Origin of the sequence: Streptococcus infantis, assembly GCF_047465035.1 — a bacterium.
Classification (GTDB): domain Bacteria; phylum Bacillota; class Bacilli; order Lactobacillales; family Streptococcaceae; genus Streptococcus; species Streptococcus infantis_T.
Window position 1 is genome coordinate 21,425 of record NZ_JASHAQ010000003.1, and the last position, 23,204, is coordinate 44,628.

Genomic DNA, 23,204 nt, shown 5'->3' on the forward strand with positions numbered 1-23,204 from the left:
AACAGGTTAATATCTCAATCGCAACCTTATCCCAAACACAAGTTAAATAGTCGGGAAAACTGTTTAAAATTATAGATAAAAGATATCTTACTTTTATGTAATACTGGAGCGTGACTTAGAATGTCTGTTCTACTACTTCAATGCAGTGCTTGAACTAATAACCAAAATATCAAACTGATGTCTCAGCAATGATATCAAAAGACCAGACTTTTTGTCCGGCCTCTTTTTTCTTATTTGACATGATTTGCAAGATCTTCTTGCGCTTTTTTATTAGATTCTTCTTTTTCTTTCTTCCATTTATCTTGAGCTTTTTGATATTCATCAGCAGTTACTGGTTTATCTTGAAGTTCAAGGTACTTGTACAAGAGGGCTTCACTCATACCCTTGTTACCTGAGTATGCAAATGGAAGGGTGAATGGTACCATCTTAGACAACATTGGACGTCCAGTTTTAGAAGTTGTTGGAATAATCAATGCACTATCTGTCAACCAAGCTTGGGCTGCAGCATATTTATCATAACGTTTTGAAACGTCAGTGTCTTCATTTCCAGCTTCAACAACCATCTTTTCGTAATCTTCCAAACCAACTTGTTTGGCGGCAGCGTTATTTGTACCTGAATCAAATCCTAGGTAAGTCTTAGTATTTTCACCTACTGATGGTTTGATGATATCAAGGTATGTAGATGGGTCGATGTAGTCCGGAGACCAACCAACGTTATCTGAAAGGTCCCAATCTTCCCCAGCAGCTGATTCTGCAAAGTAAGTGACATTGAGAACTTCATCTTTTTGAAGTTGTTGGATATCAATAACGACATTGTCAGTTCCTAATGTTGCTTCAAGCGATTGTTTCAATGATTGAACACGTTGAACTTTTGTAGTATTGGTTTGGTCAACTGGCATATCCAAGTGGATTGGGAATTGAACACCCTCCGCTTGGAGAGCTGTCTTAGCCTTAGCAAACTCTGCTTTTGCTTTTTCAGGATTGTAAAGACCGTCTTGAGCGTCTTCTAGATTAACATCTTTCCACTCATCACCATAGGTCACTAATTTTTCCTTAACTAAGTCACCAAAGTTTTTACCATCTGCTTGAACAAATGTTGGTGGTACGAACAAGTTACGAAGGAGTTTGCTTGCTCCACTTGCTCCATTAACTTGAGAAGCATAAGCTGTTCTATCAAAACCAAAGGCGATGGCTTGACGGAAGTCTTTGTTAAGAAGAGCTTTCTTAGTTGAAGTCTTTTGCTCGTCTGTAGTCTTAGAAGTATATTTGTAAGACTGACGGTCAATATTCGTACCGACTAAGAAAGTTGTAGAATCTTGTGTTGTATAAACGATGTTATCCTTAAACTCTTTTTCAAGTTCAGAGTAGCTTCCACTTGTTGGGAAGAGAAGGGCCATTGAGAAACCACCATCTTTAAAGGTTTCTGCAAGTTTGTTATTGTCTTGACCATCCCAGAATGAAAGTTTTACTTTATCAATATGAACATTGTCCTTATCCCAGTAGTTTGGATTCTTTTCAAATTCTACTGAAGATTTTGCTACCAATGATTTCAACAAGAAAGGACCGTTGTAAAGAATACTGCTTGGATCTGTTGCTTTAGCAAAGTCACTTCCTTTAGAAGTAAGGAATTCTTCATTGACTGGTGCAAGAATTCCCATGGTTGTCTTAGAGTTCCAGAAGCTTTCTGGTTTGTTCAAAGTGTATTGAACTGTTTGATCATCTACAGCCTTGATTCCAACTTCTGAGAAGTCTTTAACTTCACCTTTTACATAAGCATCCAAACCTTTAATAGATTCTTGAACAAGATAAAGGGCTTCTGACTTATTGTCAGCAGCATACTTAAGACCTGTTACAAAGTCTTGCGCTTTAACTGGTGCATACTCTTCGCCTTCAGAAGTGTACCACTTAGCATCTTTACGGATTGTGTAAGTGTAAGTCAACCCGTCTTTAGACACTGACCAATCTTCTGCCAAAGATGGCACGAAGTTACCGTAGCGGTCATTCTCCATCAAACCGTCAACGACATTACTTGTGATATTAGCAACCGCAGCCTTACCAGTTGTCAGATAGTTGAGACTATCTGGATCTGTTTCATAAACATAAGAAAAAGTTTTCTCACCCTTTGCACTAGAGCCTGAACCTGAACAAGCTGCCAAAACACCAGACGCTAACAGAGTCACCCCTGCTAGGGCCATTACTTTTGAAAATTTCATAATAAACTCCTTTTTGACTTTTTATACATTATAATCCCTTTTCAGCCAAGTGTCAATACAATTTTCAGAATTTTTCAAATTGATTTAAAAACATTTTTATGAGAAACTTTTCTAAAAACCAACTGAGAAAAAGTTCTTTTATTGACAGTTCTCAAACAAATCTTTATGATATAATGAAAAGAGAAAATTGAAAGGAAATACCATGTCAAAAGAAGTTATTGTTGAAAGTTTTGAACTCGATCACACCATTGTTAAAGCACCGTATGTCCGTTTAATCGGAGAAGAAACAGGTCCTAAGGGAGATATCATTTCTAACTTTGATATTCGCTTGGTTCAACCAAACGAAGACTCAATCCCTACTGCTGGTCTTCATACGATAGAGCACCTCTTGGCCAAACTCATCCGTACTCGCATTGACGGGATGATTGATTGTTCACCATTTGGCTGTCGTACAGGTTTCCATATGATTATGTGGGGACGTCATACTAGCGCAGAAATCGCTGCTGTCATCAAGGATTCACTCAAAGAAATCGCTGAAACAACAACTTGGGAAGATGTCCCAGGAACAACCATTGAATCTTGTGGTAACTACAAGGATCATAGCCTATTTTCAGCTAAGGAATGGGCAAAATTGATCCTTGAACAAGGAATCTCAGACGATGCCTTTGAACGTCATGTCATTTAACATAAAAGAACCAGTTTTTTCAACTGGTTCCTTTTTTGATTCGCAAAACTTTGATTTAGGCTTTTTCACGAATGACCAAGACACCATCTTCCATGTCGGCTTCAAGGTGTTTAGCATCAAGATTATCCAAATGGAAGTCTGTTACTTTGTCACGGATTTGTTGTTCAACTACTCGACGGAGTGGACGAACACCCATGACTTCATCATAACCTTCTTCAGTCATGTATTCTTTGGCAGCTTCGCTCACCGCCAAGTCGATTTCTTTCTTAGCAAGTGTCTTATTGACATCAATCAACATCAAATCGACAATCTTAGAAAGGTCTTCCTTGCTCAAGTGTGAGAATTCAATCACAGCGTTGAAACGGTTCAAGAATTCTGGACGGAAGTAAGGTTTCAAACGATCCATCAATTCTGGTTTGTCCGCATCTTCTGTCAAGTTGGCTTCATAACCAAAGCCAGCATTTGAAGTTGCGATAATCACTGTATTCTTGAAGTTTACTGTGTTACCTTGACCATCTGTTAAACGACCATCATCCAATACTTGAAGAAGAAGAGTAATCACTTGAGGATCTGCCTTTTCAATCTCGTCAAGAAGGACGATTGAGTAAGGGTTACGGCGAACACGTTCAGTCAAGGTATTGTTATTATCATCGTAACCAACATAACCTGCTGTTGTACCAATCAATTTAGAAACGGCTGTACGGTCGCTGTATTCTGACATGTCCAAACGGATAATGGCATCTTTAGTACCGAACATATCAAGAGCCAATTGTTTAGCTAACTCAGTCTTACCAACACCAGTAGGACCTACAAAGAGGAAGCTACCGATTGGACGATTCCCTTCGTCAAAGCCTGCACGGTTCCGACGGATGGCACGTGCTACTGCTTCAACAGCCTTATCTTGACCAATAACCTTAGTTTGCAAACGGTGACCCATATCTTTCAAACGTTCAATATCAGTTGCACCCATTTGTGATACTGGAATTCCTGTCATACGTTCTACAGACTCAGCTACGTCATTAACAGTCGCTGTAACCTTGTGATCTTCTGTATGGTTGGCAATTTGCTTTTCAAGTTCTTCGATACGAACTTTTGCATTTAATGCTGCTTCGTAATCTTCTTTAGCAGCTGCAGCTTCTTGTTTAGCTTTTTCTTCTTCAATTTCATGTTCCACTGCATGCACATCTGTTACTGGATGTTGTGCAGCCAAGTGAGCAGCTGTCACATCGACAAGGTCGATAGCCTTATCAGGCAAGCTACGTTGTGGAATATATTGAACAGAATAATCAACAGCAGCTTTCAATACTTCATCTGGCAAGATAACATTGTGGTGTTGTTGATAAAGATCACGGATCCCTTGGAGAATCTTGAAAGTATCTTCAGCAGATGGAGCATTTACTTTCACTTCGTTGAAACGACGAGCAAGGGCAGCATTTTTCAAGATGGTATTACGGTATTCATCTTGAGTTGTTGCACCGATCACTGTTAATTCCCCACGTGAAAGAGCAGGTTTCAAGATATCAGCAAGCCCCTTAGATCCTTGACCATCCCCTGTGCTACCTGCACCAAGGATTTGATGAATTTCGTCGAAGAAAAGGATAATATTTCCAGCTTCTTTAACTTCTTTTACCAAGTTTTGAATATTTTCTTCAAAGCTACCACGATATTGCGTACCTGCTTCAAGTCCAGAAATATCAATTGAGATGATTTCCTTGTTCTTGATAGCAGCTGGGACATCACCATTTACAATGGCTTGTGCCAAACCTTCTACTACTGCAGTTTTACCAACACCAGCATCACCGACAAGAACTGGATTGTTCTTAGTACGACGAGAAAGAATTTCAGATGTTTCTTGAATTTCCTTATTACGTCCAATAACTGGATCTAACTTACCTTCACGGGCTTCAGCTGTTAAGTTACGTCCAAGTTTTGCAAGAATACCATCTTGTTTCATGGCTTTACCTTGAACATACTGTGCTTGATCACTTCCTTCACTTGGAAGTTGACCAGTTTGACGGTAAATCGCGAACTCTTCCGGAGTTACCTCACGACCGTTAATCAAGTAACGACGATTTTCAGAACTATATCCACGCATACCGCCCATCAATTGGTTAAATAAATCATCCATATTGTTAAAGTTATTAAAGTTGTTATTCATATTTCATACCTCGTTTGTTTTCAAATTTACTTGTCAAAATAATTTGACTTTCTCTGACCTTTGTTTCAAAAAATTTAGACTAGCTATTTGCTACTCTACGTATAATTTCAGGTTTTTCTTTATCCAATACAGGTTTTTCGATTGGACTTCTAAAAATACTAATGTTAACCATAGGTTGTACCTCTTTTCTAGGTTTTACCCATACTTTGACCTTAAGATAAATTACACAATCACCTTAAAATCAAGGTTTTCTAAGGATTTCCTTATCCTTATGTTCTTAGTATATCACTTTGGTCAGTATTAGTCAATATATTTGACCAAATTTGACTAACTTTTTTAAAATATTTTTTTATAGCAAAAAAACCAGTCAAAGTGACTGGTTTTTGATTTATTATTTATGAATCTTAGCTCAATGCGTCATCCATTGAAAGAACTTCGTGGAAGACACGTTGTGTCAATTCAGTTTTTTGTTCTGGAGTGAGGTATTTAGTGTTTACACAGTATCCAGAGATACGTACGATTACGTCTTCACCTGACATGATCTTTTCGTAAACATCGTTCAAGTCCATAACGTTCAAGTTAACGTGTTGTCCACCGTTTTCGAAGTAACCATCAAGGATTGTTACCAAGTTATCAACTTGTTCGTCACGAGTTTTACCAAGGGCACGTGGTGATACTTGAGTTGTCAATGAGATACCATCAGCTGCGTAACCAAAGTCAAGGCTAGCAAGTGAGTTCAAGTTTTGCAACCATCCACCTTTAGCTTTGTTAGATGGGTTAGCACCTGGTGAGAAGAATTCCAATTTAGACAAGTTCACTGAACCATCTTCGTTGAGGTATACACCTTTGTGAACTGGTGAGTTACCAGTTTGTTTAGAGTAAGCAACGTTAGATGTGATTGTCAAAAGTGATACAGTAGCTTCTGCATTCTTGTAAAGTTTGTGGCTACGTAGACGAGTTGTGTAAGCTTCGATCAACCATTCTGCCAATTCGTTTGAACGTGGGTCATCTTCACCCCAACGTGGGTATTCACCGATTGTTTCGTAATCGTAGATGTAGCCATTTTCATCACGGATTGGTTTAACTGTAGCGTACTTGATAGCTGACAATGTATCAACAGTGTTAGCGAATCCACAGATACCGAATCCCATGTTTGCACGTTGTTTAGTTGGCAAGAAGGCCATTTGAACAGCTTCGTAGTTGTACTTATCAGTCATGTAGTGGATGATGTTCAAAGCATCTACGTAAGTGTCAGTCAACCAGTCAAGAGATTTTTCAAAGTTAGCTTTAACTGATTCGAATTCAAGAACTTCATCACGGATTGGTTCGATATCAAATACTTTGTAGTCTTTATGAACATCATCGTAACCACCGTTCAAACCAGTAAGAAGAGCTTTAAGAACGTTAACGCGAGCACCGAAGTACTGGATGTTGTGACGTTGTTCTTCGTTTTCTGGGTCAAGTGGAGATACACAACATGAGATACAGCTCATTTCACCATATCCATCTTTAGCCATTGTTGTAACACCTTCATATTGGATTGAAGAGTGTTTGTGGCTCATGTGCATACAGTAGCGACGGAAGTTGTATGGCAATTTGTCAGTCCAAAGAACTGTCAAGTTTGGTTCTGGAGAGTTACCGATGTTGTCAAGAGTGTTCAAGAAACGGTAGTCCATCTTAGTAACACGGTGACGACCGTCGTTACCCATACCTGCCATAGAAGTTGTGATGAAGGTTGGGTCACCTGAGTACAATTGGTCATAAGCTTTTGTACGAGCAAATTTAACTGTACGAAGTTTCATAACGAAATCATCAACAAATTCTTGGATTTCTGATTCAGTAAATGTACCACGAGCAAGGTCACGTTCTGCAAAGATATCCAATACGATTGGCACACGTCCTAGAGATGTAGCAGCACCGTTGATAACACGGCAGACAGACATGAAAGCGATGTTAACCCATTGAATAGCTTCTTTAACGTTCATCGCTGGTTTACGAACATCAACTCCGTAAAGATCACCCAAGCGTACAACTTGTTGCAATGCTTGATATTGAAGGTTGATTTCTTCACGAAGACGGATTGTTTCTTCATCGATTTCTTCGATTGAGTTCCAGTCGTTAACTTTTTCTTGCATCAAGTAGTCTGCACCGTAAAGAGCAAGACGTGCATAAACACCGATGATACGTCCACGTGAGTATGCATCTGGAAGACCAGTTACAGTGTGAGCGTGACGAGCACGACGAATGTTTGAAGTGTAAGCACGGAAGATACCATCGTTAACAGTTGTTACGTATTTAGTGAAAATTTCGTGAACAGCTGGATCTGGCTCGTATCCATTTTCTTTCAAAGTAGTTTCAGCCATACGGATACCACCTTTTGGCATGAAGTTCAATTTGAAGAGTTCATCATTTTGGATACCATAAATCAATTCGTTTTCTTTGTCGATAAATCCAGCAGGAATATCAGCAATAGAAGTTGGACGAGTGTCCATTGGGAAACGAGTTTCTTCGTAGTGTGCTTTAGTTTCTTCTACGATTTTTTTGATGTGGAGTGAACGTTCTGTTGGTCCTGCAAGGAAGCTTTCATCTCCATCATAAGGTGTGTAGTTAGCTTGTACAAAGCGTGATACACTTGCTTTTTCTTTCCAGTCAACACCTTTAAAGCCTTCCCAGGCTTTGTCAAAAATGTCCTGTGCTTCAACAACTGTCTTAACAACCATGTTAATTCCTCTTTTTTCTTTCTAGTAACAGTCATCTGTTACATTCATGTATTCAGTATAACACACAGTAAACGATTTCAACAACTAAAAACTCACTTTTTTAACACTTTCTTTTCTAATACAGTTCAAAATTTGCTACAAACTGTATTATATTTTTGAAAGAGGTTATTTTGATTTTCATTTTTTCAGAAAAAGAGTATAATAAAATTAAACAAACTAGCACTGAGAGGTTTCTCCATGTTGATTTTTCCACTAATGAATGATTTATCTCGTAAAATCATCCATATTGACATGGATGCCTTTTTTGCTGCTGTTGAAATTCGCGACAATCCCAAACTTAAAGGGAAGCCAGTTGTGATTGGCAGTGACCCTAGAAAAACTGGTGGTCGAGGAGTTGTTTCTACCTGTAGTTATGAAGCGCGAGTCTTTGGCATCCACTCAGCTATGAGTTCTAAAGAAGCCTATGAACGTTGCCCTCAAGCTGTTTTCATTTCTGGAAACTACGAAAAATATACTGCTGTCGGTCAACAGATTCGAGCTATTTTCAAACGTTATACGGATAATATCGAGCCTATGAGTATTGATGAAGCTTATCTAGACGTGACTGAAAACAAACTCGGTATCAAGTCAGCTGTTAAAATCGCTCGACTAATTCAACAAGATATTTGGCAAGAACTTCATCTGACCGCTTCTGCTGGTGTGTCTTATAATAAATTCTTAGCTAAAATAGCCAGCGATTACCAAAAACCTCGAGGTCTGACAATTATTCTCCCTGATGAAGCTGAAGATTTTCTCAAACAAATGGATATCGCTAAATTCCATGGTGTAGGTAAGAAAACAGTTGAGAAATTGCATCAAATGGGGGTATTTACAGGTGCTGATCTTTTAAATATTTCTGAAATTAGTCTCATTGATCGTTTTGGTCGACTCGGTTTTGACCTGTATCGCAAGGCTCGTGGCATTGATAATTCTCCCGTCAAATCCAATCGCATTCGTAAGTCTATCGGAAAAGAAAAAACTTATAGTAAGATTCTCAATCTAGAAGAGGATATCAAAAAAGAGCTAACTCTCCTTTCGGAAAGAGTTGCCCTAAGTCTTCAAAAACATGAAAAATCTGGAAAGATTATTATTTTAAAAATCCGCTATGCTGACTTCTCTACAATGACTAAGCGGAAAAGCTTATCTCAAAAGATCCAAGATGCTGAAACTATTTCACAAATGGCTATCCAACTTTACGAATCTCTGACAGATAAAGATAAAGACGTTCGCTTATTGGGTATCACTGTGACTGGATTTTAAAACCTTGAAGGAAGCTTCCCTCAAGGTTTTTTTCTTATACAAATAATCGTACAAAGCTATAAAGTATCAAGATACTACCAAGGACAATACGGTATTTACCAAACATCGTAAAGTCGTGTTTTTTCACATAGCTGGTCAAGAAACGAATAGCGATCATGCTGACTGCAAAAGCGACTACCATGGCAACTAAAAGTAAGAAAAATTGACCAAAGCTCAAGACTTCTCCTGCTTTGATGAATTTAAAAATCTTCAAAGCACTGGCTCCAAACATAACTGGAATTCCTAGGTAGAAGGTAAACTCAGTTACCACCGAACGACTGGTTCCATTTAACAAACCACCGACGATAGTTGCTCCCGAACGGCTAGTCCCTGGTAAAAGAGCCAAGACTTGGAAAAGTCCGATATAGAGGGCCGTTTTATAAGGCAACTTGTCTAGCTCTGTGACTGTTGGCTCAATTGCTTGCGCTTTGTTGCGTTTTTCAAGATAAATAAAGGCAACCCCATAAACAATCAACATAATGGCTACTGAAACCATATTATGGAAGTGAGTATCAAACCAATCATCAAACTTAAAGACTAAAAGAAGAGGAAGAGTCGCTACAAAAACTTTGGACCATAACTGCCAAGTTCTACGGATTTCCACTTTATCCTTACCTGGTTTGAAAGGATTAAGTTTGTTAAAGTAGATAACCATAACGGCTAGGATAGCACCCAGTTGAATCACTACGTTAAACATAGACATGAAGGCTTCACTCTGGTCTTTATATTGGATAAATTCTTCTGCTAAAATCAAGTGACCTGTACTTGAAATCGGCAACCATTCCGTAATTCCTTCAACAATACCAAAAAAGATAGATTTTAAAATTTCAATAAGATACATAGATAACTCCTTTTTCTATCCTCCATTATATCATACTTTTATAAACTGTGTTTAGTTTTCTTTAAAAGGCACCGATGCTACCGCCACCACCGCCTCCAGAGAATCCACCACCAGAACTTCCACTACTAGAAGATACTGAGTAAGTACTTGCCGTATTTGCGACACTGGCATAATGGCTCATTTGCGCTGTTGAATGATAAAACATACTGTGCCAGCCATAAGCTACATAGAGATTGATATCTGGATTTTCCACTTGAATCTGATGCACCTTCATCAAACGGCTAACCTTATCAGCATAGCCAAATAAGGTTGCATATACCAATAGGCGATTCCAGACAACAATACTTTCCAATTCAACCTGATCAAGTTGTGCAATCTCACGTAACATATTTTCAAAACTGGTCCAGAGATAGTAGACTTCTGCTCCTGCTTCATTTAGGACACCATCACGATTATCTAGTCGAATCTTCCAATAGTAGAAAGCAGCCAAAACTAAACCTATTAAGCCAAGTATTGGCAAGGGGAAATAAAGATAGCCATGAACGTCCAAGCTGTACAAGAACAAACCAAATCCGATGATTAGTGGGAAAATAGTAGAAACACCCATGCTCACTTGTAAGACCTTTTCCACGCTAGTCAAGGGACGATAATAAGCTGGTAGCCCCAAGAAAGAGACTCGGTCCTTCACCCCTTCTTGCATCTCTTTCAATGCTCTTTCAAAAGAATATTTGAGCTTACAGCCTTTTGTTTGAATCCGTTTTTCATCAGTAGCTTTCGCTCCACGGTAAAGGCTCTCAGAGACCTTATAATCTGCAAACAAATCGGAAACAGCAACGTCTTTTTTACCTGAAAAGGCCAGATTTAGACAGGTCCTCTCAAAGCTTGCCAAGCCATCTTCTTTTACCAACCTTAAAGTAACTGCATCTCCTTCTGAAATAATAGAGACATTACCACGGTCGATTACATCTAGTAAGGTAGCCTGAATAAGTTGGTCAAAGGTGAATTTTCCTGCTCCTTTGGTTAGAGGACTCACTTCCTCCAAGGAGGTCGAGTAAACGGCTTCAGATAAAACCATAGGCTCTAATTCCATCGGCGGTTCATAGAGACGATGATTCTTGGCATATTTGACGGAAGGAGTGGTTTTTCTTCTATAGATAAAATAGAAGCAGATACTCAATAACAAGGAGATGGAAAGTATTGAAGGAAACACCCAAGTAACGAGTTGTTTACTCTGATCTTTTTCTCTAACAATCGAGTCTTCTATCTTATTAAACTCTTCTAAACGATTCCCTTTTAAGCCCTGATCTGTAGCGCTAGCAAAATCAGTTCGAGGCCAGTAGGCATGCAACTCAACTCCGCGCTTAGACGGAAGATTGTCGAAACGAATCGTATAGTCATGACCACTCTGTTCAATCCTTCCCTCTCTATAGAGTTGCCCTGTGTGGAAAAAGAGTTTTTCGGCCCCATTATCTCCCATCACATGAAACTCAAATTTTTCAATAGATTCTGAACTATCTGTTAAGGGTTGCCAATTTAATTCAGCGATATCATTATACAAGAAAAGAAGGTTTTTCAAATGCCAGGTAAGTTCCACTTCAACCCTATCCCCTTCCTGACCTGGATTATAAACTTTAACAGTATAACCATTCGTTTCTTCTGTCACTTCGCTAGTAAGATTTTCGATTTTATGACCATTTTTAAAGGCCTCAACCTTTGGATGAGGATCAATTTCAAATCCGCTAGGCATCTTGCCTGCACGACCAAGACCCACGATTTGGCCATTAAAATCATCCTCGAACTGGTAAACTATCTTCTGCCTAAATTCCGCTGTATTGTCTGCATGAATATACAGTTCTCCTTTATAGGATGGAATGCTGAAATCCACGGCAAAAACCAATTTTGGAACAATTATCAGACAAGTAAATATAAGTACTATTAACCATCTTTTTTTCATAATATAGCCTCTTTTGACCTTTTTATCATTATATCATTTTTTTCCAAGTAAGGGTTTACTAGGATTGAAAAACTTGCTAATTTTCGATACAATAGAGAGAAGCAATTTTAGACTAGAAATAGGAGAAAACATGAAAAAATTATGCTTAACTATCCTTGCTAGCCTGGCCCTTACTTTAGGACTAGTTAGCCAGGTCCAAGCCGATGAATATTTACGCATCGGTATGGAGGCAGCCTACGCACCCTTTAACTGGACTCAAGATGACGACAGTAACGGCGCTGTCAAAATCGATGGAACCAACCAATATGCTAATGGTTACGACGTCCAAATAGCTAAAAAGATTGCTAAGGACCTAGGCAAAGAGCCCTTGGTTGTTAAAACCAAGTGGGAAGGACTTGTTCCAGCCCTTACTTCTGGTAAGATTGATATGATCATTGCAGGTATGAGCCCAACTGCTGAACGCAAACAAGAAATTGCATTTTCAAGCAGCTACTATACTAGCGAACCAGTACTTTTGGTCAAAAAGGATTCTGCCTATGCAAACGCCAAATCACTAGAGGACTTTAGCGGAGCAAAAATCACTTCTCAACAAGGTGTTTACCTTTATGATTTGATTTCACAAATCTCAGGCGCTCAGAAGGAAACTGCCATGGGAGATTTCGCCCAAATGCGTCAAGCTCTTGAAGCTGGTGTCATTGATGCCTATGTTTCTGAACGACCAGAAGCTCTCACCGCCGAATCAGCAAACGCTAAGTTCAAAATGATTCAGCCTGAACCTGGTTTTAAAACTGGTGAAGAAGATACATCTATCGCTATTGGACTTCGTAAAGATGATGACCGTATCAGCCAAATCAATGCCAGTATTGAAACCATTTCTAAAGATGAACAAGTTGCGCTCATGGATCGTATGATCAAAGAGCAGCCAGCAGAATCTACAACGACAGAAGAAAGCAACAGTAATTTCTTTGGTCAAGTCGCTAAAATTCTGACTGAAAACTGGCAACAACTCTTGCGTGGTGCTGGTATTACCCTTCTCATTTCAATTATCGGTACCATCGTTGGTCTCACTATCGGTCTTGCTATCGGTGTTTTCCGTACTGCACCTCTATCTGAAAACCAATTTATCTTTGGTATCCAAAAACTAATCGGTTGGATTCTCAATATCTATATCGAAATTTTCCGTGGAACACCTATGATTGTACAATCTATGGTTATCTACTATGGAACTGCTCAAGCTTTCGGAATCAACCTAGACCGTACGCTAGCTGCTATCTTTATCGTTTCAATCAACACTGGTGCTTACATGACTGAAATTGTTCGTGGTGGTATCCTAGCTGTTGATAAGGGACAATTTGAAGCAGCAACTGCACTTGGTATGACTCATAACCAGACCATGCGTAAGATTGTTTTGCCTCAAGTTGTTCGAAATATTCTACCAGCGACTGGTAATGAGTTCGTCATCAACATCAAGGATACTTCTGTATTGAACGTTATCTCTGTTGTAGAACTTTACTTCTCGGGAAACACGGTGGCAACACAAACCTACCAGTACTTCCAAACCTTTACCATCATCGCAGTTATCTACTTTGTCCTCACCTTCACAGTAACGCGTATCCTACGCTTCATCGAAAAACGTATGGATATGGATACTTATACAACAGGTGCTAACCAAATGCAAACGGAGGATTTGAAATAATGAGTCAACCAATCCTTGAAATCAAACACCTCAAAAAATCCTACGGGCAAAACGAGGTCCTAAAAGACATCTCTTTAACTATTCATAAAGGAGAAGTGATTTCTATCATCGGTAGTTCCGGTAGTGGTAAATCAACCTTCCTACGTTCTATCAACCTTCTCGAAACACCAACTGAAGGTGAAATCCTTTATCACGGTGAAAACGTACTTGAAAAAGGGTATAACCTCACTCACTATCGTGAAAAACTAGGCATGGTTTTCCAATCCTTTAACCTCTTTGAAAATCTCAACGTTCTTGAAAATACAATTGTTGCACAGACAACCGTTCTCAAACGTGAACGATCAGAAGCAGAGAAAATTGCTAAAGAAAACCTTGAAAAGGTTGGAATGGGAGAGCGCTACTGGCAAGCTAAACCAAAACAACTTTCTGGTGGTCAAAAGCAACGTGTAGCCATTGCTCGTGCACTTTCCATGAATCCTGATGCCATTCTCTTTGACGAGCCTACTTCAGCCCTTGACCCTGAAATGGTCGGTGAAGTTCTTAAAATCATGCAAGAACTAGCTCAAGAAGGCTTGACAATGATCGTTGTAACCCACGAAATGGAATTTGCTCGTGACGTATCACACCGTGTCATCTTTATGGACAAAGGTGTGATTGCAGAAGAAGGTAAACCTGAAGATTTATTTACAAATCCTAAAGAGGAACGTACAAGAGAATTTTTACAACGCTATTTAGGATAAGACAAAAGCGGTTGGATAAACCTCTTAAACCAAGAGTTGTTTTCCTATTCAATCCCCAATCAACATTGAGTCAAAAGCTCATAAACATAAAAATCAAGGTCGGAGTTTTTTATCCCGACCTCTTTTTATATACTTTAAAAATCAGCTTTATCCCTTCTTCTGTTTCCTGAGCAAGTATTGCTTGTAGCTATATTCCTAATCTTTTATTTGATTTTCATGAGTGATACTCAATGAAAATCAAAGAGCAAACTAGGAAGCGAGCCGCAGGCTGTACTTGAGTACGGCAAGGCGAAGCTGACGTGGTTTGAATTTGATTTTCGAAGAGTATGAGATCACTCAGCTCCCTGTCAACCTAGCTCATTCTAACAAATAGATTTGTTGAGTAGGTCATAGCATGGCTATTTCGCCGTTCCATAAATAAAAGCAGACCCTAATTAGAGTCTGCTTGTATCCAAAGATTAATCTTCAAATTTTTCATGATTTTTTTCATAGAAATCAATTAATCCAAGGGCTGTTTCAAAGGAAATATTTTTAACTTTTGCACGTCCTTGAGCTAGAGCAATGATAGACATTTCACGTGCATTCGTTTCTTTAGAAATACGATAACCAGTGATCTTCTTATCACGAACCCAGCTAACAACTGATTCTACTTTTTCAAAGTTAGTCTTAGCCATGTTTTTCTCCTATTTTATTCTTTACGATATTTAATTGTATACGTTTTTATGGCATTTGTCAATAAAAAAACATATATCCAATCAAATAAGACGTTAAGATTTAGTTTACTTGGCTTTTAAAGCCGATAATATATGGGTTCGTATATCTTCAACTCCGTTAGGATTTGCTGGTAAGAAAATTGTATTATTACCTTGTTTTTCTGCAAAATTATTCAATGTATCTAAATACTGGTTAGTTAACAAGATTGACATGATTTGCTCTTCAGTTAATTCAACATTGGCTCCTTTTAACTCTTTAATAGAATCAGCAAGTCCATCAACAATTGCTTTTCGTTGCTCTGCGATCCCCACACCATGTAGGCGATCCTTTTCTGCCTCTGCTTCGGCCGCTGTTACGATCTTAATTTTATCTGCTTCGGCCAATTCTTGTGCTGCTACTCTCTTACGTTGAGCAGCATTGATTTCATTCATTGATTGCTTGACTTCCGCATCCGGCTCTACTTTGGTAATGAGCGTTTTGACGATAATGTACCCATACGTTGACATTTCTTCCGCTACTTGTTTTTGAACTTCTAATGCAATTTCATCCTTTTTCTCAAACAATTCATCCAAAGTTAACTTAGGAACTGATGAGCGCAATGCGTCTTCAATATAAGATTTGATTTGAGCCTCAGGTCTCATTAGTTTATAGTAAGCATCTGTAACATTTTGTTCATTTACTCGGTACTGTGTCGCAACATTCATCGTCACAAATACGTTATCTTGAGTCTTGGTTTCCACAACGATTTCACTTTGCAAGAGACGCAGTTGTACACGAGCTGCAATTTTATCAATTCCAAATGGTGCTCTTAGGTGAATACCACTATTGCTCAATTTTTGATACTTACCAAATCGTTCAATGATAGCTACTGATTGTTGTCGAACAACATAGATTGAGCTCATTAATATAGCTCCTACAATAAGCATTAGAATAATTAGAACAAGTATAACTTTTAAAACCATGGGAATCTCCCCCTTTCTTCACTTACATTATAGCACTCGTAAATAGGTTAGGCAAATAATATGATAAAAATTTCATAGCATATTAAACAAGCATATTATATAGGGTCTCATTCCCATTCAAGTTAATATAAGACGGGTCGAATTTTTCCATCCGGTGAATCAATCCCGCATAATCATGTTTATCAGCAAGTGCAATCCCTATTAGTACTGGACCAGTTCCCTTGCTAGCTCGTTTGATATATTCAAAACGAGTAATATCATCATGAGGTCCTAAGATATCATTTACAAACTCTCGAAGTGCTCCCGGACGTTGTGGGAAATTCACTACAAAGTAATGCTTGATACCATCATAAATCAAGGCACGTTCTTCCATCTCTGGCATACGGTTAATGTCATTATTCCCTCCAGAAATGATACAACAAATAGTCTTGCCCTTAATATAATCGGATAATACTTCTAGAGCTGCAACACTAGCAGCACCCGCAGGTTCTGCTACGATACCTTGTTTAGAGTAGAGATCAATTAAGGTCTCAGAAATCAAGCCTTCATCTACTCCGATAAGAGTTTCTACATGTTTGCGTGTTGCTTCATAGGTCAACTGTCCTACCTTTTGCACAGCAATTCCATCCGCAAACTTGTCAATTTCTTTAAGTTTAACCGGTCCCCCAGCTTCAAAGGCAGCCTTCATAGAACGAGCACCTTCAGCCTCTACTCCAATGACCTCAATCTGAGGATTTGTTTCTTTAATATAAGTAGAAACACCTGAAATGAGACCTCCGCCTCCAACAGGTACCAAGACAGTATCAAATTCAATAGATTCTTTACGAGCTTCTTCTAAAATTTCATAGGCTACCGTACCCTGACCAGCTTGAACATAGGGATCATCAAAGGGGGCAATAAAAGTACGATTTTCAGCTACGGTAAAGTCTTGAGCAGCCTTGGCTGAAGCATCAAAAGTATCCCCTACTAATTTGATCGTAACAAAATCTCCTCCAAAGAAACGAACCTGACCAATTTTCTGTTGAGGTGTCGTAATTGGCATAAAGATTGTTGCAGGAATCTTCATCTCATTACATGTGTAGGCAACTCCTTGAGCGTGATTTCCCGCTGAAGCACACACTACACCACGTTCACGTTCCTCTTTTGTCAATTGGGAAATTGCGTAATAAGCCCCACGAATTTTAAAAGAACGGACACGTTGAGCATTTTCCTTTTTAAGATAAATTTTCGCTCCGTATTTTTCGGATAAATAATGATCGTAGTCAAGTGGCGTATTGGCTACTACACCACTCAAAACCTTGTGGGCTTTCACCACATCTTTTGCACTTAGCATAATCTCCTCCTAGATGAGTTTTCAAGATAAAAAGCGAGTTAGGTTCCCCCCAACTCGCCTTCTGTTTATATTCTTAAAAATTAGTTGTAGATCTTGAATGCATCATCGTCGTTTTTACCGACAAATGGCATTGCTTTACGCAATTCTGCACCAACTTTTTCAATTTCAAGGTTAGCTGCTTGTTCACGGTAGGCAGTCAATTTTGGACGTCCAGCTTTGTAGTCATTTACAAAGTCGTTGGCAAATTTACCATTTTGGATGTCCGCAAGAACTGCTTTCATATTTTCTTTGACTTGTTCAGTGATTACACGTGGACCTGAAACATAGTCACCATATTCAGCAGTGTTTGAAATTGATTGACGCATTTTCTTGAATCCACCTTCATAGATCAAGTCAACGATCAATTTCATTTCGTGAAGAACTTCAAAGTAAGCCAATTCTGGAGCATAACCAGCTTCTGTCAAGACTTCAAAACCAGCTTCAATAAGGGCAGTCAAACCACCACAAAGTACTGCTTGTTCACCAAACAAATCTTCTTCAGTTTCTTCTTTGTAAGTTGTTTCAAGAAGACCTACACGAGCTGCACCAACACCTTTACACCAGTCCATAGCGATGTCTTTAGCATTTCCTGTTGCATCTTGGTAGACAGCGTAAAGCGCTGGAACACCAAATCCTTCTTCGTAAGTACGACGTACCAAGTGTCCTGGTCCTTTAGGAGCACACATGAAGACATCAACATCTGCAGGAACTTTGATGAATTCGAAGTGGATGTTGAAACCATGTGCAAAACCAACTGCATTTCCAGCTTCCAAGTTTGGTGCAATTTCTGCTTCGTACAATTCTTGTTGGATTTCGTCTGGAGCCAAGATCATGATAACATCAGCCAACTTAGTTGCTTCTGCTACTGTGTAAGTGTCAAAACCATCTTCTTTTGCTTTATCAAAAGATTTACCTGGACGTACACCGATGATCACATCGCGACCTGAATCACGCAAGTTTTGAGCGTGAGCATGACCTTGTGAACCATAACCGATAACGGCGATTTTTTTACCGTCAAGTGCTGCTACTTTTACATCTTTTTCGTATTCCATTTGAACTGCCATAGTTTTTCTCTCTTTTCTATTATTTATTGCCTTTTAGGCTAGTTTAACAAATTTAAGTTGGATTTTTAGTCGCGGGTAAATCCAGTTGCACCCGTACGAGCGATATTCTTAATACCATATGGTCGAATCACTCGAATTAAGGCTTCACTCTTTTCTGCATTCCCAGTCATCTGAATGGTAATGGAACTTGGAGCTACATCGACTACTGTTGCACGGAAAGGTTGGATAATAGCCAAAATTTCTGCACGTTTTTCAGCAGGAGCTGAAACCTTTATAAGAATCACTTCTCGTTCTAAGTGGGGTTGATCCGTGATATCACGAATGCGAATCACATCAATCTGACGATTAAGTTGTTTGATAATTTGCTCCACTTCATCATGTGAGGCAACATCAATGATAATGGTAATTCGTGATACATTAGGATTTTCCGTTGCGCCAACAGAAATGCTTTCGATATTGACTTGACGTCTCGATAAGACTCCTGTGAAGCGATTGAGAACACCTGAACGGTTTTGAAGTTTGGCTGTTAACATTCTACGCATTAAACTTCACCCCCAACATCTCATGATTACTCTTACCAGCTGGTACCATCGGTAAAACATGTTCTTTCCGAGAAATATCTACTTCGATGAACATTGGTACATCTTCCATGATGACTTCCAAATCCTTCTCAAGAGTTTCAGGATTATCGAACTTATAATTTTTAATCCCGTAGGCTTGAGCCATCAATTGAAAGTCTGGCAAGCTTTCAAATACCGACTCTGAAGTTCGACCATCATAGAAGGCTTCTTGCCACTGGCGGACCATTCCAAGTGAGTGGTTGTTAAGCATGATGACCTTGATTGGAATCTTGTAAATATTTAAGATTGCTAATTCTTGATTGGTCATCTGGAAACCACCATCTCCGACAAAGAGAACAACTTCTTTATCTGGATTGGCAATCTTAGCACCAATAGCTGCAGGGACTCCGAATCCCATAGTTCCTAAACCACCTGACGTAACCAATTGACGCTCGTTTTGGTAAGGATAGTATTGAGCCGTCCACATTTGGTGTTGCCCAACGTCTGTTACGACAATGGCGTCACCATTGGTCAACTCACCGATACGTTCAATAACTGCTTGGGGTTGTACAACACGTTCTTTCTTATCATATGAACGAACACGATTCTTATCTTTGGTAACTTTTTCAATCCATTTTTCAGTATTGTTTCGAACAATTGGCTCAGCTAGCAACTGCTGCAAAGCCTTTTTCGCATCACCAACAACCGGAATATCAACTGCGATAATCTTACCAATCTCTGCAGGATCGATATCTATATGCGCTACTTTTGCATTCTTAGCAAAGGTTTTAGGATTTCCTGTCAAACGGTCATCAAAACGACAACCAATAGAAATCATAAAGTCAGCCTCAGTCATGGCAATATTAGCTGCAAAGGAACCGTGCATTCCACCCATTCCCAAAAATAGTGGATGGCTAGTTGCGATTGTTCCCTGTCCCAAAAGACTTGTCACAACAGGAATTTGATAACGCTCTGCGAATTCATTTAACTCTGCTGCAGCCTCAGCATAACTAATCCCACCACCAGCTAGCAAAACTGGCTTTTTAGCCTTAGACAACTGTTTCAAGATTTTCTTGATCTGCATGTCATTTGGCTCAAGTGTTGGCTGATAACTTGGTAAATCTATCTCTGGAGAGTAAATAAAGTCTGTCTCAAGCGCAGAAACATCTTTTGGAAGGTCAATGACGACTGGCCCTGGACGACCTGTAGTCGCAATATGCACAGCTTCCGTAATAATCCGTGGAATATCCGCTGTTTCTCGAACCTGATAATTATACTTAGTGATTGGCATGGTGATACCAACGATATCAGCTTCTTGAAAAGCATCTTTCCCAATTCCAGCACGTGCTACTTGGCCAGTAAAGACTAAAAGGGGAACACTATCGCTCATAGCATCTGCGATCCCTGTAATGGCATTTGTAGCTCCTGGTCCGCTTGTGACGACTGCTACACCCAGTTTTCCTGTTGACTTAGCATAACCTTCAGCTTCGTGAAGACAGCCCTGCTCATGGCGACCTAGAATATGGCGGATTCCCTTAAAATTATAAATAGCATCATATAAAGGAAGTACCGCTCCACCAGGATAACCAAAAATCGTATCGATTCCTAAGTCACGAAGTGTTTCCAAAACAAGATCCGATCCCGACTTAGGTGAGTCTAAAATGATTTTCTCCATCGTTCCCCTTTCTCTTCTCTTAAAAATAGCTTGTTACTATGATACCATTTTTTCAAAAATTTTCAAGAGAAAAGAGCAAATTTTCTGAATTTTCTATCTAGATACTTTACAATATCAAATAGATTAGAAAGTTTATACGTATTTTTATTTTTTTAATAGAAAAAAGGTTGAGACAAACTTGTCTTCAACCTTTTATGTTAAATTATTACTAATTAAAGTGAGTTAACGTCAACCTTGATACCAACACCTTGAGTAGTTGTGATTGTCAAGCTTGTTACGTAAGTTCCTTTAGCAGTAGCTGGTTTAGCTTTTTGGATTGTTTCGTTGAATGCTTTGAAGTTTTCAACCAACTTGTCAGCTTCAAATGAAACTTTACCGATGATGGCTTGTACGATACCTGCACGGTCTGCACGGTAAGTAATTTTACCACCTTTAGACTCTTCAACTGCTTTAGCAACATCCATTGTTACAGTACCAGTTTTAGGGTTTGGCATCAAGTTACGTGGTCCAAGGACACGTCCAAGACGTCCAACAAGAGCCATCATATCAGGTGTAGCGATAACTACGTCGAAGTCCAACCAACCGTCGTTGATTTTAGCAACAAGGTCGTCTTCACCAACGAAGTCTGCACCAGCAGCTTTAGCTTCTTCAGCTTTTGCACCACGTGCAAATACAAGAACGCGAGCTGTTTTACCAGTACCGTTTGGCAATACCATTGCTCCACGGATTTGTTGGTCAGCTTTTTTAACGTCGATGTTCAAGTTGTAAGCAACTTCTACAGTTGCGTCAAATTTTGCGAAGTTAGTTTCTTTTGCAAGAGCTACAGCTTCTTCTACGCTGTATGCTTTTGTGCTGTCGATCTTCTCAAGAGCAGCACGAAGTTGTTTGCTTTTTTTAGCCATTTTCTATTCTCCTTGTAAGTGGTTCAATCGATTTTCATCTCCCACGTCACTTCTCGAAATGATGAAGTCTTGCGGGTTATATAGGGATGTTATTGATTAGTCAACAACAGTGAATCCCATAGAACGAGCAGTACCTTCGATCATACGCATTGCAGACTCAATGTTTGCAGCGTTCAAATCTGGCATCTTAGTTTCTGCAATTTCTTGTACTTGTGCACGAGTAACTGTAGCAACTTTAGTTTTGTTAGGTGTACCTGATCCTTTTTCAACACCTGCAGCTTTTTTCAAAAGAACAGCAGCTGGTGGTGTTTTTGTAACGAAAGTAAATGATTTGTCTTCGTATACTGAGATAACAACTGGAATGATCATACCAGCTTGGTCAGCAGTACGAGCGTTGAACTCTTTTGTGAATCCCATGATGTTGATACCAGCTTGACCAAGAGCAGGTCCAACCGGTGGAGCTGGTGTAGCTTTACCAGCAGGGATTTGCAATTTTACAAGTTTTTCGACTTTTTTAGCCATTTTTAAATCCTCCTTTGTGGTTTTGGCGGTAATTTAGAGATTTCTACCTCCCACAAGTATGCTTTACACATACCCATCTATTATACACTATTTTTTAAAAAATGCAAGAGAAATTTTTATTTTTGATATTTCTTTCTGTTACACTTTTTTGGTGAAATCAATCTTCAGAATCTTCTACCACGATGGAAAGAATTCATTCGCTCAAAGTCAGTACAAAACTCACTCCATTTTCAGTAGTACCACTTTCCACAAATCCAAGAGACTCAAAGCATCTTCTAGAAATCCGATTGAAAGTGTAGATTTCTTGAACTTTCAATTGTTCCCACCCCTTTTGCCGAGCTAGATCAATCAAAGCCTTCAAAACCTTGCGTCCAAGTCCTTGATGTTGATAAGTTGGATTGCCAATCACAATAGGAAGATTTCCCTGAGATAAGGTTACATCCCCAATTGGAAGCCACTCTCCCTTTTCTCTAAACTCAATCCAAAACAAATCCCCGTGTTTTTCTAAATAGGAATACATATCATTCAATTTTTCTACATTATAGGGGATTCTGACTCCATCTACAAGTTCAACCAAGTCCACATCCTGATACCAAGTCAAAGCTACATCACGATGATCCGCTAAAAAATAAGGAACTAAACGTAAGGAATCATCTATCTGAATGATTTTTGTCATCATTTTCTACTACTAATACTAGCTCCGCTGCTTGATTAAAACCATCACACCAGTTATACCATCTTGCTTCATATTCATCTTGAGGTAAGATATGATTTTTTAAATCAAGAACAGAGTATATCTTTCTTTTCTCACAAGCTTGCGCATAGAGATGATATAGTTCATCACCTCCATCTCTATCAAACTCAGCAGAAATTGTATCCTGGCCTAGCAACAAAGCCTGATAAGCCCTGTGATGCCCATCTGTAATCAGCAAACGGTCTCCAAATGCAAGAACACTGATTGTATTTATATTAAAAGTTTCTGCTGACTGATAAAGATTCTGGATATCTTGTAATTTCTTTTCTGATAAGTATAGTTGACTCGGATGAAGATCTTTTATGTTGACTTCCATTTCTTCCTCCTCAAGAAG

Annotated in this window: 19 protein-coding genes; 4 read left to right on the forward strand and 15 right to left on the reverse strand. The window is 39.1% G+C overall.

Features of this window, described 5'->3' with window-relative positions:
* Nucleotides 1-230: 230 nt before the first annotated feature.
* Nucleotides 231-2,213 (reverse strand): peptide ABC transporter substrate-binding protein, encoded by a 1,983-nt coding sequence (locus tag QM406_RS01725; RefSeq protein ID WP_248034647.1) that lies wholly within the window; start codon nucleotides 2,211-2,213, stop codon nucleotides 231-233.
* Nucleotides 2,214-2,415: 202 nt separating this feature from the next.
* Between QM406_RS01725 and QM406_RS01730 the strand changes: the two genes are divergently transcribed.
* The gene (locus QM406_RS01730; protein ID WP_000032544.1) at nucleotides 2,416-2,898 is read left to right on the forward strand and encodes an S-ribosylhomocysteine lyase; all 483 of its coding nucleotides are present in this window, start codon (nucleotides 2,416-2,418) and stop codon (nucleotides 2,896-2,898) included.
* Between the two features lie 55 nt (nucleotides 2,899-2,953).
* Here QM406_RS01730 and QM406_RS01735 read toward each other — a convergent pair whose 3' ends face one another.
* Nucleotides 2,954-5,056 carry an AAA family ATPase gene (locus QM406_RS01735; RefSeq protein ID WP_414273238.1) on the reverse strand — a complete coding sequence of 701 codons (2,103 nt, stop codon included), beginning with the start codon at nucleotides 5,054-5,056 and terminating at the stop codon, nucleotides 2,954-2,956.
* 404 nt (nucleotides 5,057-5,460) lie between these two features.
* Complete coding sequence (gene pflB, locus QM406_RS01740) at nucleotides 5,461-7,776, reverse strand: formate C-acetyltransferase (protein WP_000260625.1); 2,316 nt, start codon at nucleotides 7,774-7,776, stop codon at nucleotides 5,461-5,463.
* 237 nt (nucleotides 7,777-8,013) lie between these two features.
* On the opposite strand from pflB, the gene dinB reads away from it, so the two are divergent.
* Nucleotides 8,014-9,075: a DNA polymerase IV gene (dinB, locus tag QM406_RS01745; RefSeq protein ID WP_153225775.1), complete on the forward strand. Its 1,062-nt coding sequence runs from the start codon at nucleotides 8,014-8,016 to the stop codon at nucleotides 9,073-9,075.
* A 34-nt stretch (nucleotides 9,076-9,109) separates the two neighbouring features.
* On the opposite strand, the gene QM406_RS01750 is transcribed toward dinB, so the two are convergent.
* On the reverse strand, nucleotides 9,110-9,955 hold the full coding sequence (locus QM406_RS01750; protein ID WP_153225776.1) for an undecaprenyl-diphosphate phosphatase: 846 nt from the start codon (nucleotides 9,953-9,955) through the stop codon (nucleotides 9,110-9,112).
* A gap of 61 nt (nucleotides 9,956-10,016) precedes the next feature.
* On the reverse strand, nucleotides 10,017-11,909 hold the full coding sequence (locus QM406_RS01755) for a DUF2207 family protein (protein WP_414273239.1): 1,893 nt from the start codon (nucleotides 11,907-11,909) through the stop codon (nucleotides 10,017-10,019).
* A gap of 130 nt (nucleotides 11,910-12,039) precedes the next feature.
* Here QM406_RS01755 and QM406_RS01760 point away from each other — a divergent pair, with 130 nt between their 5' ends.
* Nucleotides 12,040-13,605 carry an ABC transporter substrate-binding protein/permease gene (locus QM406_RS01760; protein ID WP_414273240.1) on the forward strand — a complete coding sequence of 522 codons (1,566 nt, stop codon included), beginning with the start codon at nucleotides 12,040-12,042 and terminating at the stop codon, nucleotides 13,603-13,605.
* Complete coding sequence (locus QM406_RS01765) at nucleotides 13,605-14,345, forward strand: amino acid ABC transporter ATP-binding protein (protein ID WP_000081949.1); 741 nt, start codon at nucleotides 13,605-13,607, stop codon at nucleotides 14,343-14,345. Before QM406_RS01760 ends, QM406_RS01765 begins: the two co-directional genes overlap by 1 nt.
* A gap of 458 nt (nucleotides 14,346-14,803) precedes the next feature.
* On the opposite strand, the gene QM406_RS01770 is transcribed toward QM406_RS01765, so the two are convergent.
* The 10 genes from QM406_RS01770 to QM406_RS01815 form a co-directional block, all read right to left on the reverse strand.
* A complete protein-coding gene (locus QM406_RS01770) occupies nucleotides 14,804-15,019 on the reverse strand; it encodes a hypothetical protein (protein ID WP_001140700.1) in 216 nt (71 codons plus the stop codon).
* A gap of 105 nt (nucleotides 15,020-15,124) precedes the next feature.
* Nucleotides 15,125-16,021 (reverse strand): SPFH domain-containing protein, encoded by an 897-nt coding sequence (locus QM406_RS01775; protein WP_000243418.1) that lies wholly within the window; start codon nucleotides 16,019-16,021, stop codon nucleotides 15,125-15,127.
* Nucleotides 16,022-16,103: 82 nt separating this feature from the next.
* The gene (ilvA, locus tag QM406_RS01780) at nucleotides 16,104-17,354 is read right to left on the reverse strand and encodes a threonine ammonia-lyase IlvA (protein WP_414273241.1); all 1,251 of its coding nucleotides are present in this window, start codon (nucleotides 17,352-17,354) and stop codon (nucleotides 16,104-16,106) included.
* 80 nt (nucleotides 17,355-17,434) lie between these two features.
* On the reverse strand, nucleotides 17,435-18,457 hold the full coding sequence (gene ilvC, locus QM406_RS01785; protein ID WP_045763621.1) for a ketol-acid reductoisomerase: 1,023 nt from the start codon (nucleotides 18,455-18,457) through the stop codon (nucleotides 17,435-17,437).
* 65 nt (nucleotides 18,458-18,522) lie between these two features.
* Nucleotides 18,523-18,999, reverse strand: a complete 477-nt coding sequence (ilvN, locus tag QM406_RS01790; RefSeq protein ID WP_001253809.1) for an acetolactate synthase small subunit — start codon at nucleotides 18,997-18,999, stop codon at nucleotides 18,523-18,525.
* Nucleotides 18,992-20,692: an acetolactate synthase large subunit gene (locus QM406_RS01795; protein WP_281335139.1), complete on the reverse strand. Its 1,701-nt coding sequence runs from the start codon at nucleotides 20,690-20,692 to the stop codon at nucleotides 18,992-18,994. Before QM406_RS01795 ends, ilvN begins: the two co-directional genes overlap by 8 nt.
* Before the next feature lie 212 nt (nucleotides 20,693-20,904).
* Nucleotides 20,905-21,594 carry a 50S ribosomal protein L1 gene (gene rplA, locus QM406_RS01800; RefSeq protein WP_001085672.1) on the reverse strand — a complete coding sequence of 230 codons (690 nt, stop codon included), beginning with the start codon at nucleotides 21,592-21,594 and terminating at the stop codon, nucleotides 20,905-20,907.
* Between the two features lie 96 nt (nucleotides 21,595-21,690).
* Nucleotides 21,691-22,116, reverse strand: a complete 426-nt coding sequence (rplK, locus tag QM406_RS01805) for a 50S ribosomal protein L11 (RefSeq protein ID WP_001085808.1) — start codon at nucleotides 22,114-22,116, stop codon at nucleotides 21,691-21,693.
* A gap of 193 nt (nucleotides 22,117-22,309) precedes the next feature.
* Entirely contained in the window at nucleotides 22,310-22,792 is a 483-nt protein-coding gene (locus QM406_RS01810) for a GNAT family N-acetyltransferase (RefSeq protein ID WP_414273242.1), read from the reverse strand.
* The gene (locus QM406_RS01815) at nucleotides 22,767-23,186 is read right to left on the reverse strand and encodes a chromosome partitioning protein ParB (RefSeq protein ID WP_414273243.1); all 420 of its coding nucleotides are present in this window, start codon (nucleotides 23,184-23,186) and stop codon (nucleotides 22,767-22,769) included. The genes QM406_RS01810 and QM406_RS01815 overlap by 26 nt, the downstream gene beginning before the upstream one ends.
* Nucleotides 23,187-23,204 lie beyond the last annotated feature (18 nt).

Coding starts and splice junctions, on each gene's coding strand:
- ilvN (WP_001253809.1), bottom strand. CDS start 18,999: ATGCGTAGAATGTTAACAGCCAAACTTCAAAACCGTTCAGGTGTTCTC.
- QM406_RS01815 (WP_414273243.1), bottom strand. CDS start 23,186: ATGGAAGTCAACATAAAAGATCTTCATCCGAGTCAACTATACTTATCA.
- QM406_RS01760 (WP_414273240.1), top strand. CDS start 12,040: ATGAAAAAATTATGCTTAACTATCCTTGCTAGCCTGGCCCTTACTTTA.
- dinB (WP_153225775.1), top strand. CDS start 8,014: ATGTTGATTTTTCCACTAATGAATGATTTATCTCGTAAAATCATCCAT.
- QM406_RS01730 (WP_000032544.1), top strand. CDS start 2,416: ATGTCAAAAGAAGTTATTGTTGAAAGTTTTGAACTCGATCACACCATT.
- rplK (WP_001085808.1), bottom strand. CDS start 22,116: ATGGCTAAAAAAGTCGAAAAACTTGTAAAATTGCAAATCCCTGCTGGT.
- ilvA (WP_414273241.1), bottom strand. CDS start 17,354: ATGCTAAGTGCAAAAGATGTGGTGAAAGCCCACAAGGTTTTGAGTGGT.
- QM406_RS01765 (WP_000081949.1), top strand. CDS start 13,605: ATGAGTCAACCAATCCTTGAAATCAAACACCTCAAAAAATCCTACGGG.
- ilvC (WP_045763621.1), bottom strand. CDS start 18,457: ATGGCAGTTCAAATGGAATACGAAAAAGATGTAAAAGTAGCAGCACTT.
- QM406_RS01725 (WP_248034647.1), bottom strand. CDS start 2,213: ATGAAATTTTCAAAAGTAATGGCCCTAGCAGGGGTGACTCTGTTAGCG.
- QM406_RS01750 (WP_153225776.1), bottom strand. CDS start 9,955: ATGTATCTTATTGAAATTTTAAAATCTATCTTTTTTGGTATTGTTGAA.
- QM406_RS01810 (WP_414273242.1), bottom strand. CDS start 22,792: ATGACAAAAATCATTCAGATAGATGATTCCTTACGTTTAGTTCCTTAT.
- pflB (WP_000260625.1), bottom strand. CDS start 7,776: ATGGTTGTTAAGACAGTTGTTGAAGCACAGGACATTTTTGACAAAGCC.
- QM406_RS01795 (WP_281335139.1), bottom strand. CDS start 20,692: ATGGAGAAAATCATTTTAGACTCACCTAAGTCGGGATCGGATCTTGTT.
- rplA (WP_001085672.1), bottom strand. CDS start 21,594: ATGGCTAAAAAAAGCAAACAACTTCGTGCTGCTCTTGAGAAGATCGAC.
- QM406_RS01775 (WP_000243418.1), bottom strand. CDS start 16,021: ATGGTTTTAAAAGTTATACTTGTTCTAATTATTCTAATGCTTATTGTA.
- QM406_RS01770 (WP_001140700.1), bottom strand. CDS start 15,019: ATGGCTAAGACTAACTTTGAAAAAGTAGAATCAGTTGTTAGCTGGGTT.
- QM406_RS01755 (WP_414273239.1), bottom strand. CDS start 11,909: ATGAAAAAAAGATGGTTAATAGTACTTATATTTACTTGTCTGATAATT.
- QM406_RS01735 (WP_414273238.1), bottom strand. CDS start 5,056: ATGAATAACAACTTTAATAACTTTAACAATATGGATGATTTATTTAAC.